At 33.0% G+C, this 18692-nt stretch carries 14 protein-coding genes; 4 read left to right on the plus strand and 10 right to left on the minus strand.

Going from position 1 to position 18692, the window contains the following annotated elements; genetic code table 11:
- Positions 1-240 precede the first annotated feature (240 nt).
- The 5 genes from Q4Q35_RS16575 to Q4Q35_RS16595 all read right to left on the minus strand — a co-directional run bounded on the left by Q4Q35_RS16575 (position 241) and on the right by Q4Q35_RS16595 (position 7624).
- Positions 241-678, minus strand: a complete 438-nt coding sequence (locus tag Q4Q35_RS16575; protein ID WP_303279137.1) for a hypothetical protein — start codon at positions 676-678, stop codon at positions 241-243.
- 298 nt (positions 679-976) lie between these two features.
- Positions 977-1531, minus strand: a complete 555-nt coding sequence (locus tag Q4Q35_RS16580) for a DUF4251 domain-containing protein (protein WP_303279138.1) — start codon at positions 1529-1531, stop codon at positions 977-979.
- 133 nt (positions 1532-1664) lie between these two features.
- The gene (locus tag Q4Q35_RS16585) at positions 1665-5231 is read right to left on the minus strand and encodes an alkaline phosphatase family protein (RefSeq protein WP_303279139.1); all 3567 of its coding nucleotides are present in this window, start codon (positions 5229-5231) and stop codon (positions 1665-1667) included.
- A gap of 10 nt (positions 5232-5241) precedes the next feature.
- A complete protein-coding gene (locus tag Q4Q35_RS16590) occupies positions 5242-6426 on the minus strand; it encodes a hypothetical protein (RefSeq protein WP_303279140.1) in 1185 nt (394 codons plus the stop codon).
- 238 nt (positions 6427-6664) lie between these two features.
- Entirely contained in the window at positions 6665-7624 is a 960-nt protein-coding gene (locus Q4Q35_RS16595; protein ID WP_303279141.1) for a hypothetical protein, read from the minus strand.
- Positions 7625-7914: 290 nt separating this feature from the next.
- Between Q4Q35_RS16595 and Q4Q35_RS16600 the strand changes: the two genes are divergently transcribed.
- Genes Q4Q35_RS16600 through Q4Q35_RS16610 form a run of 3 tightly spaced genes read left to right on the plus strand, consistent with a single transcriptional unit; the run spans position 7915 to position 13173 of the window.
- A complete protein-coding gene (locus Q4Q35_RS16600) occupies positions 7915-9843 on the plus strand; it encodes an amidohydrolase family protein (RefSeq protein ID WP_303279142.1) in 1929 nt (642 codons plus the stop codon).
- Positions 9844-9854: 11 nt separating this feature from the next.
- A complete protein-coding gene (locus Q4Q35_RS16605) occupies positions 9855-12098 on the plus strand; it encodes an AAA family ATPase (RefSeq protein ID WP_303279143.1) in 2244 nt (747 codons plus the stop codon).
- A 13-nt stretch (positions 12099-12111) separates the two neighbouring features.
- The gene (locus Q4Q35_RS16610) at positions 12112-13173 is read left to right on the plus strand and encodes an HNH endonuclease family protein (RefSeq protein WP_303279144.1); all 1062 of its coding nucleotides are present in this window, start codon (positions 12112-12114) and stop codon (positions 13171-13173) included.
- 146 nt (positions 13174-13319) lie between these two features.
- On the opposite strand, the gene Q4Q35_RS16615 is transcribed toward Q4Q35_RS16610, so the two are convergent.
- Complete coding sequence (locus Q4Q35_RS16615; RefSeq protein ID WP_303279145.1) at positions 13320-13949, minus strand: peptidase associated/transthyretin-like domain-containing protein; 630 nt, start codon at positions 13947-13949, stop codon at positions 13320-13322.
- Positions 13950-14294: 345 nt separating this feature from the next.
- On the opposite strand from Q4Q35_RS16615, the gene Q4Q35_RS16620 reads away from it, so the two are divergent.
- Complete coding sequence (locus tag Q4Q35_RS16620; protein ID WP_303279146.1) at positions 14295-15218, plus strand: M23 family metallopeptidase; 924 nt, start codon at positions 14295-14297, stop codon at positions 15216-15218.
- Positions 15219-15268: 50 nt separating this feature from the next.
- Here the strand turns inward: Q4Q35_RS16620 and Q4Q35_RS16625 are convergent, their stop codons facing one another.
- From Q4Q35_RS16625 to Q4Q35_RS16640, 4 genes are all read right to left on the minus strand, one after another.
- Entirely contained in the window at positions 15269-16324 is a 1056-nt protein-coding gene (locus Q4Q35_RS16625) for a glycosyltransferase family 9 protein (protein WP_303279147.1), read from the minus strand.
- Positions 16325-16504: 180 nt separating this feature from the next.
- Complete coding sequence (locus tag Q4Q35_RS16630) at positions 16505-17569, minus strand: alkene reductase (protein ID WP_303279148.1); 1065 nt, start codon at positions 17567-17569, stop codon at positions 16505-16507.
- 10 nt (positions 17570-17579) lie between these two features.
- A complete protein-coding gene (locus tag Q4Q35_RS16635) occupies positions 17580-18038 on the minus strand; it encodes a RidA family protein (protein ID WP_303279149.1) in 459 nt (152 codons plus the stop codon).
- Positions 18039-18104: 66 nt separating this feature from the next.
- The gene (locus Q4Q35_RS16640; RefSeq protein ID WP_303279150.1) at positions 18105-18680 is read right to left on the minus strand and encodes a TetR/AcrR family transcriptional regulator; all 576 of its coding nucleotides are present in this window, start codon (positions 18678-18680) and stop codon (positions 18105-18107) included.
- Between the last annotated feature and the right edge of the window lie 12 nt (positions 18681-18692).

The raw sequence follows: 18692 nt of genomic DNA on the forward strand, positions 1-18692 counted from the left end.
ATTTTTTAAATTCTTCTGTATTATTTTCTGCTTCAGCTTTAGTCCGATTTTTAAACAAATCAACAGGTCGCTCCAATGTCGCTAATATTTCAGCAATATTTTGCGCATTATCTATTCATATTATTAAGAATACCAGAGAATATACTCTGTTTCTTCTCACTATTTTCTTCACTTACTCCAATGTATTTATAATATGTTCTATTCTCTTGTTATATAAGAAGAATTCCTTTTTGTTAAATTTTACGCTAAAAACGATATGTGTTCAACAATCGTTTGAATTAAAGCAATAGCTTCTTCAGTACTTTGAGCTGTAGCCGCATTCACAAGAGAATCTACCATAGTTTGCCATCCAAGTCCAGCTGTAAAGATTGGTATTATTTGTAGAAATTTTGGACGACTTGCATCAAATGTTTGTCGATATACCGACGGAAAAATTATTGTGGCGATGATGATTCCAAAAATAATATAATAATAATTGCTGTACACGTCTCCTAAATTATTAATAGTACCATGTTCCTTATAAAAGGAGAAAAATGGTTGAATTAATACTCCAAAAAACAAAGCCAACCATTGTGAAAAGGCTCTGGGCGGACTATTGGGAGCATCACCATCAACATTGGCATTTCTAAATTCATTTTGGGGCTTTTTAAAAAGTGTAAAATAAGATTGTAAAGACATAATATTTAGTTTTAGTTTTTTAATTTACAGTAAAGTCTTTTATTAAAAACATTTAGCACATACGTTTAATTAAAGCCTCTTAACTTGATTCAAAATTGCTTCTTTTTTAAAAACCATCCCATCCCCATTTCTGGGTATTTTACAAAATTGAATAAAAATGTGGTGTAGGAAGTAAGACTTTTAGAGCAGCTAAATATACATAAAAAACAATAAGAAATAAATTACATTTTATGTAAGATATTAAAACACATGTATAATGTGTTTTTATATTCTGTTTCATTTAGAAAAAACGTTGTTATTATTTAGATTCATCCTCAACGACGGGCTCTAAACTACCTGAATAGCTAATCGGAAATCGAAAATTTCCGTTTAATGACATATTTACGTTTAAATTTGGATATACCTTAATAAGCGCCTGAAAGTTTTCTGAATTACTTTTGGCTTTAAATGAGATCGTATAACTATTATCTTTATTTTGAATTGTGTTATAATCTTCTAAAACGCCACTAAATTGTATGGCTCCATCTCCTCCATTATAAGCAACCTGCATTTGTCTTTCTCCAAAATAAGGCAAATAAGACGAAATGCTATCGCCAGATATGGTCAAGAAATTAGTATTGCCTATTAAAGAAATGGCACTTGCATTACTGCCAGGTTGCATTAATCCTGAATTATACACTTGTTGTAATGCATTAGTTACTTGTGGATAAGCCCATATTGATTCAATACGAAACATTTGTTTTTTTATGGTAGTATTTAAAAAATTAATTTCTGCCTGAGTAGCAGCAGGTTTTGATGACTTACAAGAGAAAGTCATGATAAAAACACCAATAAAAAAATAAGTAAACCGCATTAAACAGATAATTAAACAATTACTAAGTTACAAAATTCTTAGTCAATACTAAAGAAGAATTAACAACGCTGAAGTTCCTATAGAGACTTTTAACATTCAATGTCCTGCTTCAACACCAAATGGAACTATGCCATTAGTTACGTGGGATTTCGTTATAAATATATTTCAATACTTCGGTTAGATTCCAGTTGCGCATATATTGGGAATTAGGCGATTCTCTTTTCCAGGCAGCTTTTGCTTTTTGGAAACCATTTTTTATAAAAGATTCGTCTACCACTTCTCCAGGGATATTAATAAACATAGGGATGAAAGATTCAGATTTTGTTGCGCCACCATGCCAACCGTTGTACTCGTCTCCTTTATTCACTGTTAAATACCCCATGGCACCATCAGTAAGAACAACTATATCGCCTGATCTCCCGTTGCTTCTGGTGTCATTCATTTCTTTTATTCTTTCTTTAAAGTCTGGCCACTTATTACTTAACCCACTAGCTTGTAAAAATTCATCAATGCTTCCTAGTACTAGTTGATCATTGGCCAAACTAGCGGATTTTACCCATCTGTATTGTGACCTTAATCGGCCTTCTTCATCCCCTCTATTGGTCGCTTTAATAAATATAGCTGGGACTTTTCCAAATGCACCTCCATCGATTCTGTTTATAACAGGGTTATTTTTAGGAACTAATTTATTGTTTTTGAACGTTATGCCATTTTCTCCAGTTGAAGCGGCATACAGAATCTTGGCAGCCTCTTTTATTAATTGATTATCAATAACTTTTTTACGGGATCTAATATATAAATGCGCCATGCCGCCGTTTGGTGAATAGGTTATTTTATTTGTTCTTGCAAATCGATAGAGATCATAAACGCTTATTGGTCCATTAGGAGTTGTAGATCCATTAGATTCACTTAACCTGATCCAATTGCCAGCGTTGGTTTTAACTTCTATACCTGTTAATTGAATAATTGGTTGTTTTCTGTCTTCTTCGATTAATTCAAGTATATCAGTAAAGCTTTTAACTGATACAAAAGATTTAGAACTACCCCCCATATTCGTAACTGTTTTTTCTATACGAACTTGCCTGCCTGCAAATGAGCCGTTAAATATTGGTGCTTTATATAGTTTTTCCTCAATGACTTCGAAGATATCATTAGAAAATATATTGAAAATGTTTTGGCTATCATTTTGATAGGCATGGAGCCCATGATCTGCCACCAACACAAACAATGTACCATATAAAAGACCTTTTAATGATAGATCCTGTACATTTTTATGCAAATAGTAGTCCGTAACTTGTAATGCATGGTCTTCGATGGCCAATAAAGGGCTATCAACCTCTGGAGTTTGGGGGCCAAGCCGATAAGTGACATTATTAATGTCTTTGTGATTATAAGGGGGATTAAATCCTGCAGGCCTTTTATCTCCTAAATAATGACCAACATTATCGGGTCCGGGAAAATACATGGCTGCAATATCTATTGGGTTTTTAGAATTGACTTGCATTCTTGACGAAACATTATGATTAAAAGTACGATAGGTCTCAAAATCCAACCTGTCTGCTGCTACAGGGTTATGATGTATCAGGTGATGGGCACTTTTAACAGCATATTTGTCTAAAGCCTTTATTTCCTGCCATACCGATTTTGGATAACGAATGGATGTTACTTCTACCGAATTGTTTGTGTACTTTGCATACCATGGAAATAAAGAATAGCCTCTTAATTTATTTCTAATACGCAAATTAATGGGATAGTCTTGTACTAATTTATCGAATAAACTTTCTGAGTTTCTATGTGCCTTGTTATTGAAACCAATACATACAGCATTGGCATTAATTGTTAACATTGCTTTTCGTACAGAGTTAAACCCTAAGTAAGAATTTCCATTTATACCGTGCCGACCCGGTGGTTGACCACTGTATATCCCTGTCCAATTGCACCAGGTTACGGTAGGAATCGCTGACAGGACTTTTTCCTTGATGCCTCCATCGTTTTCATCTGTTTGAAAAGCAACGGAAAACCCTTTTGATCTCCTATCGTTTACCACTACATTAGCACTTTTATATGCAAATCCATCAACACCTACAATAACCGTTTTTAAATTACCAATCTTGAACGGACCAAGTTTTCGTTTAGCTCGCCATTTTGTTTTTTTATCGCGTAATTGAAATTCAACATAGCATGTACGCCCTAGTAATGGTGATAAATAAGGAATATGTATTTTAAGCGCATATCCTATTAATTTTTGATTAGCACCATAAAGGTTCTGGTTTATGGTAATATTGTTAAAACCCAGATCTTTATTATTTTCATCAATAACACGAAAAGTCGCATTTGGAACTAATTCATATTTTTCTAATAGCTCTTCATCGAAAATATGATGAGAATAGGTTAATCCAAGAACATAGGTATAAACGTTGGCAGGACTATGTGCCGTATAGTTCCAAGATAGGTCTTTTTTTGCTGTATCATGATTGACTTCTATATTGTTATTGGTTACCAGTACATCAACTAAATTATCAGCTCCACTTAACGATTCCGGAATATTGGCTAATCCAACTAAGGGTGTAGATAGCCTGAAATTGTTAGGCCTATTTTCATCACTATCAGGAACCATTTCTAATTCAGATCCATTATATGTGATTGTTTGGCCAGCAACATTATCACCTGAGATTGTTTGAATATAATCTGGTTTTGTAAGTCTAACTTGAATTGGATTGAAAAAGCCTACGTTATCAGCATTTTCAATACTAAAACTTTTAAAATTGTATGAATCTGCCATTTCAGTTATACTGTCTGTAGTAACGGTATTAGCTTCAATAATAACAGACGCTGTACTCTTATTACCAAGCACATTGGTACAAACCAAATTCAGATTAGTTTGATTCCCAATAAGAGGAATGTTAATATTACTTACAGAGGTATTGAGTTTATGAGCATAGGGTTTCCACTTTGTCCTTTCTCCTTCCGTTCTACTAAAATTTACTTCTCTGGAAATAAGGTAATCCTCTTTAGAAGGATCAATATATTCAACCAAAATCTTATCAATATCTGCCAATCCGTTTACAATATTTGCCAAGGCGTCCTCAATTTCTGCTTCTAGCGAAATAGATGCTATGTTGTTTGATACATTGACCTGAACGGAATTTGGGTCGATAATAATATCTGGAAATGGATTGGAAAAACTTGTCGAAACATCTGCCAACTTATCAAATTGGTCATAAATACGTATGGTCGGCCTCGGAATTAATTCATAATTATGTGTAATATCCTCTTCTTTTCTTGTTAGGGACTCTAAATCGAATTGTGGAACAATATTCTGTAAAGTAGAATTTCCCGTCGGATTAAAAATACCGCTAAAAATTATCGCGTTGTCTTCTTTTGTATATAATTCTAAAATTCTTGGATCTCTAGGGTTTTCTGCATTACGCACATCAGGGACTTTATCTATTGATGGATACACATAACTTAATTCAAAACTTCCATCTTGCTCTACAGTTCCTTTGTACGTAATCTTTTGTTTAATCAATCGCAATTGCATTTGATTGGCACGAATCAGAATTGCAACATCAATAGAATCTGATGTTGTAGAAACTTCAGTATTTACCATTTTCCATGAAGCAGCATAATCCATTTGGGCTTCCCCATTATAACTGGACAAAATAATTACCAAAATGAATAATATTCTTATAAATAGCATAGTTTTTAATTTAATATTCTTCACCTAATGGTCTATCTATAATTGGTCTATCATCATCATCTCCATTTTCATTGTCATTTTCACCCATGTCTTCATTTTCTTCTTCATTGGTGTTATCCTCTTCATCCCAATCTAATTCATCGTTATTTTCTTCTTCTCCTGTTTCAGTATCATTTTCTTGTCCTTCGGTAGTATTGTCTCCATCTGTTGGATCTATAAATACAGAGTCTTCATCATCTTCTAGTGCCGTATCTGTAATTAATCCGGCCTCCCGTCCGTTTTCTACAGTTTGCCCAGTACCATCGGTACCATGTGTATCATTTAGCATATTTTCCAGACCACCTTCAGACCATGTCCCATCGTCTAGGGCAAAAAGGTTGTCAAAATTAAATAACAAGAGAATGACAGCCGTAGCCTTGAAAAATTTAAAGTCTAATAATTTTGAAGTGTATATATAAGCTACTATGCTAAGCACTAACAGTATATAAAATATCCTATTTCCTGAAATAAGAAGCAAAGCACATGCTATTAGTATCCCTAAGAAAATAAAGAACCACTCTTTAAAACTTTTATTTGCAAATAAGTTTTTTCCAGCACTTCTAATAACAATTCGAAACGCTAACATTAAAATACCTAGTAAGACAAAGATTTCCAGCGTACTATTGGGCAGACCATTTATTTTTGGCAAGGCATAAAGTATAATTAGATAGACTGATGCCCCCAAAAGAACCAATTCCATCTGGCTTTTATTATAAGACGAAAAACCGTCTTGCCAAAACTTAAGATACCTGTTTCCGGCTTTGTAAATTTTAACCGGCCCATACCGTCTTAGCATTTCGATTATTGAAATGATTATAAAGATAATTATTCCCCAAACAAGCTTTGGAGTAATAATATCATAGTCGATCAAGTGTCCTTTATAATCTTCGATATAGTTGTAGTTATATACCTTTGGTTGATACGAATTATCTTTTTGCCGCTTTAATTGTACCAAGCATTCGTCCAGATACTTAAAATGCTGCCTATTTTTAATTAAGAAAAAAGATTGGTATTCATGAACGCATTCGGTACCTCTTAATCCATTCCAACCCCCACTTTTACGATGCACATAGTACAACTGCAATGATGCGATAAAAGAACCGAATATAAAAATATACAACAAGCTCCTACCCCATCTTTTTATTGTTAACTGCATCGATCTGTTCCTTCTAAGCCAACCAACAATACCACCTATAATTATCCATACCCAAAGACCGTTAAATGGCCTTAGGAACGGATTATAGTACAATGTCTTAAATTCCCATTTGCTTAATATCCATATTATTAAAAAGGCCAAAATGTTGAAAGTCAGCCCTAAAAGAAAATAGTAAATAACGTTCTTGATAATTGAACGTAACGCGGGTTTGTTGTAAATAAATTCCATTTTTCTAGAGTTATTGATTAAACTTCTCGACAGGTTCGCTAAGTATAAAAATGCTTTTAATTGTTTGATCGTTTTTTAGTCTCACCTGATGTATACCAGGTTTAGAAATTTGCTTTATCAAATCTTGATTTGGCAGTAATTTCAATACTTCATCTCCAATTATTACAGTAGCATTGCTTCCAGTTCTCTTATTTTTAATAGGAATAGAATCTCCGCTGTTAATTCTTATAATATGTGGATTTAATTGGTCATTGGAAATCACAATTTGGGAATCGTATACAGCATTAGAATTCGTATAGACTGTTAAAACTATAACAGATATACAAAGAACTCCTGTAAAGCGTAACAGTCCTTTTTTAAAGAATTTTAAATTGGTTATCGTTACATCGAAATTTTGAACTAATTTACCCAAAGGGTAGCCATACGCTACATGTCCAATGTATGCCGCCACTAGCGATAACGGCTTAGAAGTTAGCCCAAATAATGCTCCAAATGGAGACACAACAAAAATAGTTTCTAACAACAAAGCATAGGCTATTGCCCACCAAAAGCTTCTTCCTCTCATAAATAGGGCATACATAATTCCGAAAGTGATACCATTTGAAAAATGGTAAATCCAGCCAATTGTGTCTGTATATGCATTGCCAATAGTTGCATCTGTTAACCAAACACCATACATATTTATAGGAGCAAATATGCGGCTCCCCATAAGCATAAATGGAACACGAATTAAATCGTAGCCAAAGGTTCCTATAAGTCCTCCTATGGCGCCTACTAAAATAAGTTTGAATACCTCTTTACTCTTAAAATATGAAAATAAAAGGACACCTAGCAACAGTATAATTGAGGGAATAAATAACAAATAAACAGAATGGTACATTTGAGAATAACCAAAAGATTTAAGTAAAAGAATTCCACCAGAAGGAAGACAAAAAAAGAATACTACTAGTTTAAAAATCAGACTTTTCATTAGGAATGGTATCTGTTAATACCATAGCAATGAAGTTAAAAAGATAAATTGAGGTAAGTAATTTATATTTCCCCTAAGATATGAAAAAATTAAAATTAAGCAAAAAAATTGAAGAGTACGTCTTTCTATATCTATATGATTTACAGACTTTTGGTTATCAAATAAAAGATTGTATATTTATATTCAATAATTCTTCCCTATAATTTTTTCGATTGATTTAATCAATTGTTTACTAGTTGTTAGCTATTTAAAGTATTAGCAATTAAAGTAATTTAGAAACAGATTATATTATGTCTAAAAAAATTATAAATGCCCATACACATGTTTTTACCAGCCAATTTGTACCGCCTTTTCTTGCAAAAACCATTGTACCATGGCCATTGTATTTTCTAATACACACGCAATGGATTGTTGGACTAGCCAAACGTTATTATCGTTATAAACACGGATTAAAATTCCCCAATAAAAGTACTACTGATAAAGGCTGGGATGCGCTTTATAAAAGACGCCGTAAAAAGCGTACACATACTCGTTTATATTACAATATTAAAAGCAGAGTCTATTTATATATACCATATAGGCTTATTATATTCTGGCTATCTCTTGTTGCGACCATATATGCCGTGGAATGGTTAGCTGGGATAATAGGTTTGAATCCAGATACATCTAAAATCATTAAAGATGTAAAAGATGAATTGGCAAAATACCATCTGTATTTCGAACTAAACGAATGGATAAAGCTCCTTTGGGTTACTACGGTTGTTATTTTTATTAACTGGAGCCGTAGGGCTATTTGGTTTGTAATAAAAAGCCTCTTCCCTTTTTTTAATAAAATAGCAAGCTCAAAAGGAATGGAACTTTTGGAGCGCTATTTACTTATGGGCCGCTTTGCTTTATACGGATCTCAAAAAGATGTCGCACAACGCGCATTACATCAACTCCCTCCAGGATCGGAAATGATTATTCTTCCTATGGATATGGAATATATGGGTGCTGGCAAAACAAAGCTAAGACGGGATTTACTTAAAAGTAAAGATGAAAAATTAAAAGATGGCTGGGATCATTCTGATTTTGGGGACACCTATAAGTATCAAATGAGGGAACTGTGGGAATTTGTTAAAACAAGAAGAGAATCAGGCTCTGCAGAACAATATCATCCTTTCTTGTTTGTAGACCCAAGACGTGTAGAAAAAGAAGGAACTGCTTTTTTCGATTACGAACTGGTTAATAACAGAATGAAACTTAAACCTTGCTTCGTAAAAACCTATATAGAAGAACGCGAATTTAGCGGATTTAAAATATATCCTGCTCTGGGTTATTATGTATTTGATGAGCACTTATTGCCTATTTGGAGATATGCATCAGAAAATAACATTCCAATAATGACACATTGCGTTATTGGTGTCATTTATTATCGCGGCCGAAAACAAAAATCATGGAATTATCATCCGGTTTTCAAACAACACTATAGAGATAAAAGAAGTCATCTTGCAGAACCTATGTTACTTCCTCAAACAAAAAACGTGGACATGCAATTCAATTTCACCCATCCAATGAATTATTTGTGTGTATATGAAGAAGGTTTGTTAAAAGAAGTCCTTAAAGGTGCTAAAAAAGATGCAACAAGGGAGCTTTTTGGATATAAAGATGATGCTACCCCTCTAGCCTACAATCTAAATAATTTAAAAATTTGTTTAGCACATTATGGTGGTGAAGAAGCATGGACCAAGTTCTTAGAATCCGATCGTGATGTTTACAGTCGTAGTATTATAAAAAAACCAGATGAAGGCATTATATTTATGAAAAATAGTGAAGGTAAGTTTTCTGAAAGCAAGATTAATAGCCTATGGCATGACACCGATTGGTACGCAATTATTACAAGTATGCTTATGCAATATGAAAACATGTATGCAGATTTAAGCTATATTATTAGTAAACCATCTATTTATCCGCTTCTTAATCTTACCCTACAAAAAGGCAAAGATTATGAAGAACAATATAAAAACTATGAAGCTGAACCTTCACCTAACAAAAAAGCATCCCATTTAAAAGGAAGAAACAGGTTGCGTAGTCATATCCTTTACGGCACAGATTTTTATGTAGTACGCAATCATAATTCTGACAAAGATCTGTTTGTAGAAACAAAAGCAGCCATAAGTGAAGAAAGTTTTGATCTTATAGCCAGAGAAAACACATTTAATTATTTATCGCGTAATTAAAACCCAAAACTATGATTTATGTAAATCGTACCCAGATTGAAAAGCCAGCAATTTTTGAATCAACAAAAATGGTTGAAGAATTTGAAAAGATGAAACGTTTTCATTTAGAAGAAGACTATGGTAGTAAATTTAAACGTTATCGGTTTTCGTCTATTCTAACAAACTCAAAAATTAAAGAAGCTGTGAAACATTTATTTAATGGAAAATGTGCTTACTGCGAAAGTTCTATAGGAGCTAATGATTTTGGTGATATCGATTTATTTCGACCTAAATCGGGTGCGATGAATACCGATGGATCATTTGATCCCGATCACTATTGGTGGCTGGCTTACGAATGGAATAACCTGTATCTGTCTTGTCAAGTTTGCAATCAGCGCTATAAACGTAATAACTTTCCGGTTAAAGGGCTACGAGCAGCTATTATGGGAGACCTTTCTGTTGAAGACCCCCTATTACTTGACCCATGCCAATATGAAGATTTTATAGAACAGCATATAGGTTACGAAAAAGAACGCGCTATTCCATTAACAGAAAGAGGAAATAGCACCATAAAAATATTGGGATTAAATAGAGAAGAGTTACTTATTGCTAGGAAAAAAGAGTTGAGGGCTCTAGATGCTGCCATAAAAACTGGTCCCTTTTATCAAGCCTCGCAGGACAAAAAGAGTACAGGTTATGATATGAAACGTATAGACCGTCTTATAAGTCCAGACAGTCCATTTTTAGCATGTAAATGGGCTAATTATTGGGTTCCACTTACAGAAGCAAAAAAAGGGTATTTGCCAGACTATTTACCTTTTTATGAAAAAAAACGCGTATTTAAGTCTAAAAAAAGGACAACAACTCAGGCTCAAATAACTTCTGTAAAAGAACCTGCTAGAAAAGCATACTCGCTTGATAAGATGAACGAAGGTGCTAAGAATGAGTATTTTGGACAAAGTAGATGGATAACTAAAGTAAAAATCAAGAACTTTAAAATTATTGAAGATTTAGAACTCGAATTCTCAAGTACCGATACTACTAATAAAATTAAAGATTTTAAAGAACCCTGGATGGCACTTTTGGGAGAGAATGGCACAGGAAAAAGTACCGTACTACAAGCTATCGCTTTAACTTTAGCTGGAGAAGAACGACTTAATCGACTCAATTTAAATGCTTCAAAATTTGTAAACAGAAATACAAATGAAGACAGTGGTTGGGTTAAAGTTTATTTAAACGATCGTAAAACACCAATTACACTAAACATCTCTAAATCTTCTAATAGTTTTAGTATAACCCCCAAAGCACCACAACTTATAGTGAGATCATACGGATCAACAAGGCTTTTTTCGAAAGACCCTGATAATTTACACGAAAAAGACTTTCTGTTTATTGAAAATTTATTCGACCCACTCGTTTTATTACTCAATGGTAACAAATGGCTAATAGAAAAAATAAACGACGAAAAGTTATTTCCAGAAATTGCTAAAAGTCTTAGCGACTTATTGTCTTTAAACGAAGATCAATATTTTTACCCAGATAAGGACGAGAAAGGTAATCCCATCGTTTGTTTGCAATTATACCCTAACAAAAAGGGGATTCCATTAGATGATTTAAGTGCAGGATACAAGGCTATATTAGCTTTAGGCTTAGATATTATGATGGGCTTTGGTCAAATTTGGCCGTCAATTTTCAATGCTCAAGGCATCGTCTTGGTAGATGAAATAGGAGTTCATTTACATCCGCGTTGGAAGATGCGTATAATAAATGCATTACGAAAAACATTTCCTGGAATAAATTTCATTATTGCTACGCATGAGCCTCTTTGTCTTCGAGGCTTAGAAGAAGGCGAAGTTATCCTAATGAATTTAGATGAAAGCAAAAATATTGAAATCATAACCGACTTACCATCTCCAAAACGCATGCGTGTGGGACAATTATTAACTTCGGTATTTGGGCTTTACACAACTATGGATCCTGAGTTAGAAAAACTCTATAGTGAGTTTTATCATTTACAAGGACTTAGAAAAATGACTATAGATGAAAATGACCGATTTGAAGAGCTAAAAGACATCTTAAAAGATGATATAAAAGAAGACCCTGTAACAGGAGAACAAAGATTAGAAGCTATGCTGGGAGAAGATATGAGGGAAATGCTTGGTTTTGAAATTATAGAACAAAAAATTGCCGATTACAAAACAGGTAAATCACGACCAAATCTAAAAGACTTGAAAAAAGAAACTTTAGACGAAGTAAAAAAACTATGGGAAAGCTAATAATAAAGAAAAGATGATAAAAATAGAGCGTCCAGAGCAACCAGATATCCCTATTTACACTACTAAAAATAGTACACTCGATAGAAATGCCGCAAAAGACACCGCATTACGCGACAAATTAAAGCTTTTAATAGACGGAGCACTACCCCATTTTGAAAATATTTTCGATCGATTATCTACCAATGGTAAATTCTCGAAAGCTGAGACTGAAACCTTAAAGGCTATCGCCTTTTTTGCTGATGAGGCTAACTTTAATAATGACAAAAAGTTAACAACCGAGAAAAATTTAAAGTTTGGCGTTTATAAAGATGATGCATTAAAAAAGAAGTTAAAAGCAGTTTTTAATAACAAATGTGCATATTGTGAAAGTGATTTTACTCATGTAACACCTCCAGATATTGAGCATTTTAGGCCAAAAGCAGCTATAAACCCATTCACAAATCAAAAAGATGAAACACTAATATATCCAGGGTATTATTGGCTTGGAGCCGATTGGGATAACTTACTTTGGTCCTGCCCATTATGTAACAGAAAGACCAAACAAGAAATCCCTGATGCGGTAGAGCCTGTTCCTGTGGGTAAAAAAAACCGTTTTCCTGTTAACAATGGAAATCGAATTCGGCACCACCACCAGATTGTTAATGATGAGGAATCCCACAGACTTTTAATAGATCCATGCAAAGAAGATCCATCCGAACATTTAGAGTTTCAAACCGATGGATTAGTAATGGCTAAATTAGATGACCAAGGTAACCCAAGTCCTATGGGGCAAGCCTCCATACCTGCTTATGCTTTAAACAGAGCTGATTTAAAGCACTGGCGAGAAGAAGAAATTATTACTTTAGAAGGGCTTCTATTGGGTATAATGTCATCTATTGAACTATTTATAAATGCAGCCGATCCAGACAAAAAAGAAGCTTATAAACAGCGTTTTCTGAAAATAAAAAAAGTTATAAAACACAAACTTTCACCCGAAGCTCAATATTTAGCTCAAAAAAAAGTGGTAGTCGATGCTTTTTTCGAACAAGAAGGTTTGGAGGCAATAGGTTTAACGAAAGAGGGGTTGTTAAATTGAAAAATATCTTCTCGAATTTTTTAAGGCTGCATTGCAATCTATAGGCAAAAAAAAACATTTATTAATGATTTAATATTAATCATTAATAAATGTGATTTAAAAACCAGCTTGGGTTTTAGAAAAAAACCAAACTTAAAACAAATTATTTAGTAAGATTCTACCTCTTTACCTAATATAATATCTCTTTTAGCAACAAATAGACCTTCTTTTTTATCTAGTTTAAGAATTCTATCACCAACGTCTTCTCGTTTTACTTTAGAACGTTTATTGCTTAATAAAGGATCGTCATCAAAAAGGAATGTTTCAATTTTATACTCAGGTTTTCCAGGCTCTTTAATAATTGGAAGTATCTGCTTAAGTTCATTTCCATATATGTATTTACCAGGAACAAAAGTGTAAAATGTATAATGTCCGTCAGCATCAGTTTTTACCCAACCTCTGTGATGTACATAACGTTTTTTGTTATATTTTTTTAATTCAAAATTCCCATCCTCATCTGCTTGGTGTATAAAGAGAAGTACATTTTTTGCAGGTGTTACACCATCGCTTTCATAAATAGTGCCTTCAATTTTTAATTTATTACGCTTAGATACAAAGTCTGGTATCGTATCTGTATTATTTAGTTGTTTTTCCGAATAGTCATAAATAGGACTACGTTTTTTATAATCTTCCGGTTTTTCTTGTAAATTATCTGCACTCGCCGATTCTTGTGCAATAATCGTATGGCATGAACAAATAAGACATGCTAAACAAAATATGTTTATTAGATTTTTCATAGGACTAAGGCTTAAAATTTATATAAAATTAAGCCATTATTTCTATAATAAACTAAAAACTACGTGAACTCTTAAATTACACGATGAAATGATTTTGTTTGCAAAATTCATCGATAAAATAACCAAATCTTTACAAATTATTATTATTAATCTGTAGTCCAATGATTACAAAATAAAATGAAAATTGAGATAGTAATTATTAATATAAAACATATTAAATCTACTTTTTTAACTATGAATTAACAAAAAAATCTAACAATATATTAACATATTTTCGAGTGATTTTTATCTAATTTCGCTCATTAAATAAACACCTTTATTCTGTTCGTGTTTTCGAGTTTTTATATGAAATTTCTAATCTTTTTCTCTTTTTTAATACTAACTATCTTTAGCTACGGACAAGAAACCCCTACTACAATTCAATTAACAGATTTTTCAGAGTTTCCTTTTATTAAAAAAGATATAAAAATTGAGAACTCAAAAAATGATACCTATTTAAATAATCGTATTTCAGATATAAGAAAAACGCACTGGGACACTACAGTTTACAACCCATATAAAAATGTAAAAATTGATTTTCCTGTAAAAATTGAGTTTGAGGATACGACCTATACCCCTCCTATTAATTTTAAAAAAGTGGTGACTTCTCGTTACGGATGGCGAAGAGGAAGAGCGCATAGAGGTATTGATATCGATCTAGTTACTGGTGATAGTGTGGTATCGATGTTTGATGGTGTTGTACGTTTAGCTAGTTATACCAGAGGACATGGAAAAACAGTTATAGTAAGGCATTATAATGGTCTAGAAACGGTTTATGCTCATTTATCTAAATATTCGGTAAAGGCTAACGATACGATACAGAAAGGCCAACTTCTTGGTTCTGGTGGAGCTACGGGTAACGCCAGAGGTAGCCATCTACATTTGTGTGTTAATTATAAAGGAATTTCAATAAACCCGGAGTACTTATTTAACTTTGGTAAAGAGAATACTATTCGGTCTAAAAAAATATGGGTTACAGAAAATTGGGTAAAACCCGGACTTCATAGCTCTAAAAGACAAACCAAATTAAAGATTTTACATACTAAAGAAGAAGCAATTGCCAGTTTAAAAAAACGCAAAGTTGTTTATATTGTAAAAAGTGGTGATACACTCTCTCGTATTGCGTCTAAAAATAATATATCAATGTCTACTATTTGCAAAACAAACCGCATAAGAAAGACTTCCACTTTACGCATAGGGCAAAGATTGGTTCTTGAGTATACGTTTTAAAAACTAAACTTTTTTATTAATCTTTCTTGAATTGATAGATATTAATCGATTCAACCATTTACTTTAAGAATTCTATCTATCTCTTTAAGCCAATCTTCCATTATTGTTGCATTTGTATTTAAAGCAACACTTCCATTGCCATAAGGCTCATATATTTTTTGATTTGTTACAGAAAAGAACCCAACTGTGGGGGTTAAAGAGGCACTTGCTAAATGCATAACACCATTGTCGGCCGCAATAAATATGGTTGTATTTCTAATAATAGCACCCATTTCGCGAATGTCCTTGCTATAAAAGTTTGGTGACTTAAATGCTATTTTCGAAATATTTTCAATAGGAAGCATCTCTATAATATTATAATGCGGGTATTCCTTCACTAAACGTTCGTATAACGTTTTCCACCAATCTTCACAATAACACTTAGCTCCTGTTGCATTAGTATAAATACAAATTGTTTTTCTATCATTTTTGGTAATACCATCCAATATCTTTTTTCCGTTTGCTATTTCGGCATCACTCAACTTTATATCTAAAACAGGTAATTCATTATTATTTTTAGGAAACCCTAATTTTTCTAAAAAACACCTTAAGTTGTAAATTGGATATTTAGATATATGCTCATAATCTTTATAAGTCGCTTTAATCTCCTCATCAATATCACCAAAAACTTTGTATGGAGCTTTAGTGAATTGAGTTGATAATCTGCCCGAAGATGAATTTTTATCGCCATTAATAACTAAATCATAGCGCTTCTTTCTCAATTTTAACCAGCACCATCCATAATTTAATAAATGGTTAAAAGGTTTTTTGGGCAATTGAATAATCTTATCTATATGTTTATAATTTTCAAAAACAGGATGAGCAACACCTCCTCTAACAAACAAATCAATTTTACAATCTGGAAAAGTATTAATAACCTCTTGTATTAAGGGAGTGGATAGTAATTGATTTCCTAATCTGTGGTTGGGTCTGGAAATAAGTACTTTTTTAATTTCAATTTTGCTATTTGGATCAATTTTAGGATTAGAATAAGAACTTCCTACATTTTTAGTGAGCCCCTTCATTATACGCCTTCTAAGCTCATTTACCTTATTAGGTACCTTCATTAATTTAATTAATTATGGTTAGTTTAAAGCGCAAAATACAAATAAGGTTATAGCTAGCCAAATTCATATTAATTTGAGCACACTACATAAAAATTCCTAACCACTACATGTATAAAAGGGCTTACAAACAATAAGTTTGCAAGCCCTTTTATACTCGTTTTATTTTAAATTAAAAGCTTATTAATAAGTCGTATAACCTTCTGCCTCTGCCGAATAAAACAAATCCATATTAGGAGTTACTAAATCTTCATTTAGCTTAATTTGCTCAACAAAATTTGGGTTAGAAATATAAGGTCTGCCAACATAAACTAAATCGTAACCTCTATTTATAACAGCTTCTGCCTTATTCGAATTATTTACATCTCCTCCTGTTATCACAGAACCATTAAATGTTTCTTTAATTATTTTTAAAATATTCGCCATTAAATCTGCATCAAATGCTGGTCCTTGATCTACAATATGCATATAAGACAGCTTTAATTTTGAAAGTGTTTTAGTTATATAAGTAAACATATGTTTTACTTCGTCGTGATGTGCTTCCATATCGTTAAATGCTCCATAAGGAGACAAACGAATACCAACTTTGTCTGAACCAATTTTTTCAACAACTTTCTTTACCGTTTCTAATACAAACCTACTTCTATTCTCAAAATCTCCTCCATAATTATCTGTTCTTTTGTTGGACTTTGGGTTTAAAAATTGGTTTGGCAAATAACCATTTGCAGCATGAATTTCTACACCATCTACACCAGCTTCATTTACTAACCTATATGCTGCATTAGCATACTCGCTTTTAGCAATTTCTATATCTTTAAGCGTCATTTCCTTTGGGATATCGTGAGCAATCATACCGGTATCTGAAAAGATTTCTCCAGCAGCCTGAACAGCAGACGGGCCTACGGTAAAGGCACCTTGAGGTAAATTAGCGCTTCCCGAAATACGTCCACAATGCATCAATTGAACAAATATTTTTCCATCTACTTCGTGTACAGCGTCTGCTATTTTTTTCCAACCAGCTATCTGTTCATCATTAAATGCCCCTGGTATTCTGGGATAGCCTAAACCATTTGGAGATGGCGATGTGCCTTCTGTAATTATTAACCCCGCTCCGGCTCTTTGCTTGTAATATTCTGCCATAAGCTCGTTTGGGATATTATTAATAGCTCTACAACGGGTCATTGGAGCCATAACAACTCTATTTTTAAGAGTCATTTTTCCTAATTGATAAGATTCAAATACATCCATGTTATTAAATTTATTTATTAATAGTGAATGTGCAGGTTAAGCCTACACTTAAGTTACTGTAAAGTTTATCTACACCAAATATGGCTCTGGAATGTGTTCCCTTATCGCCTAATAGGTCTAGAAATAAATCTGAAGCACCATTAACCACTTCTGGAGCCTCATTCCAATCGGCATAAGATTGATAATACGCATCTAAATGATTCAAGCCTACTATATTCTCTAATCCCACTTTTTCATTTATTTGGGCTATAACATTGAGGGCACACATTTGCATGCCTTTATAGCCATCTTCTGTGGTTAACTCTGCTCCCAACCTTCCTTTATAATGCAATGCACCGTTTATAATTGGAAACTGAATTGCGACATACACAATACTGCCTCTTATATTTACCGATACATAGGAACCTCCCGGGGTTGATACACTTGGAAGTTCAAGGTTTAATGCATTTAATTTTTCTTTAATATTCATTTTTTACGTTGTTTTCCATGTTTTGATAATTAATAATTGACCAGTCGACTATTAATACTTAAAAAATTATAAAATAATTTCGTTCAGAAACTCTATATAAACATCAATAGGTTTACTAGACTTAGATGATTTCATTCTTAGTACGGCACCTTCCCATCCAGATATTACAAAACTTGCCAGACTTTCAGGACTTTTATCCTTTTTAATTACACCACTCTCCTGCCCTTCTGCTATACATATTTCAAAACTCTTATCCCAAAGCTCCCATCCTAAACCGATACCATTTCTCAGTTTTTCTGATTGATCAGATAATTCCAAACTACAATTAGCCAATAAGCAGCCTTCTTTAAATTCTTTTTTACCAAAATAGGCTCGCATATTTTTAAAAAAAGTAAGAATCCGTTCTTTATGGTTTAGATCGGAATTCTTTAAATAGCTATCCAAATTATTAGAAGAGTTTTTAGAATAATAATCAATTAATTGCAATCCAAAATCTTCCTTACTTTTAAAATAGTAATAAAAAGATCCCTTAGGAATATCAGCAGCATCTAAAACTTCTTGAATACCAACATTATTGTATCCTTTCTTTAATACAAGCTCTGCTCCTCTGGCTAAAATATTATTTACAGTATCTTTTTTCATTAATAATAGACC

The organism is Flavivirga aquimarina, assembly GCF_030540835.1.
GTDB classification, from domain to species: domain Bacteria; phylum Bacteroidota; class Bacteroidia; order Flavobacteriales; family Flavobacteriaceae; genus Flavivirga; species Flavivirga aquimarina.

Excerpts from the sequence above, each read along its gene's own strand:
- Q4Q35_RS16575 (WP_303279137.1), bottom strand. The coding sequence starts at position 678 with ATGTCTTTACAATCTTATTTTACACTTTTTAAAAAGCCCCAAAATGAA.
- Q4Q35_RS16580 (WP_303279138.1), bottom strand. The coding sequence starts at position 1,531 with ATGCGGTTTACTTATTTTTTTATTGGTGTTTTTATCATGACTTTCTCT.
- Q4Q35_RS16585 (WP_303279139.1), bottom strand. The coding sequence starts at position 5,231 with ATGCTATTTATAAGAATATTATTCATTTTGGTAATTATTTTGTCCAGT.
- Q4Q35_RS16590 (WP_303279140.1), bottom strand. The coding sequence starts at position 6,426 with ATGCAGTTAACAATAAAAAGATGGGGTAGGAGCTTGTTGTATATTTTT.
- Q4Q35_RS16595 (WP_303279141.1), bottom strand. The coding sequence starts at position 7,624 with ATGAAAAGTCTGATTTTTAAACTAGTAGTATTCTTTTTTTGTCTTCCT.
- Q4Q35_RS16600 (WP_303279142.1), top strand. The coding sequence starts at position 7,915 with ATGTCTAAAAAAATTATAAATGCCCATACACATGTTTTTACCAGCCAA.
- Q4Q35_RS16605 (WP_303279143.1), top strand. The coding sequence starts at position 9,855 with ATGATTTATGTAAATCGTACCCAGATTGAAAAGCCAGCAATTTTTGAA.
- Q4Q35_RS16610 (WP_303279144.1), top strand. The coding sequence starts at position 12,112 with ATGATAAAAATAGAGCGTCCAGAGCAACCAGATATCCCTATTTACACT.
- Q4Q35_RS16615 (WP_303279145.1), bottom strand. The coding sequence starts at position 13,949 with ATGAAAAATCTAATAAACATATTTTGTTTAGCATGTCTTATTTGTTCA.
- Q4Q35_RS16620 (WP_303279146.1), top strand. The coding sequence starts at position 14,295 with ATGAAATTTCTAATCTTTTTCTCTTTTTTAATACTAACTATCTTTAGC.
- Q4Q35_RS16625 (WP_303279147.1), bottom strand. The coding sequence starts at position 16,324 with ATGAAGGTACCTAATAAGGTAAATGAGCTTAGAAGGCGTATAATGAAG.
- Q4Q35_RS16630 (WP_303279148.1), bottom strand. The coding sequence starts at position 17,569 with ATGGATGTATTTGAATCTTATCAATTAGGAAAAATGACTCTTAAAAAT.
- Q4Q35_RS16635 (WP_303279149.1), bottom strand. The coding sequence starts at position 18,038 with ATGAATATTAAAGAAAAATTAAATGCATTAAACCTTGAACTTCCAAGT.
- Q4Q35_RS16640 (WP_303279150.1), bottom strand. The coding sequence starts at position 18,680 with ATGAAAAAAGATACTGTAAATAATATTTTAGCCAGAGGAGCAGAGCTT.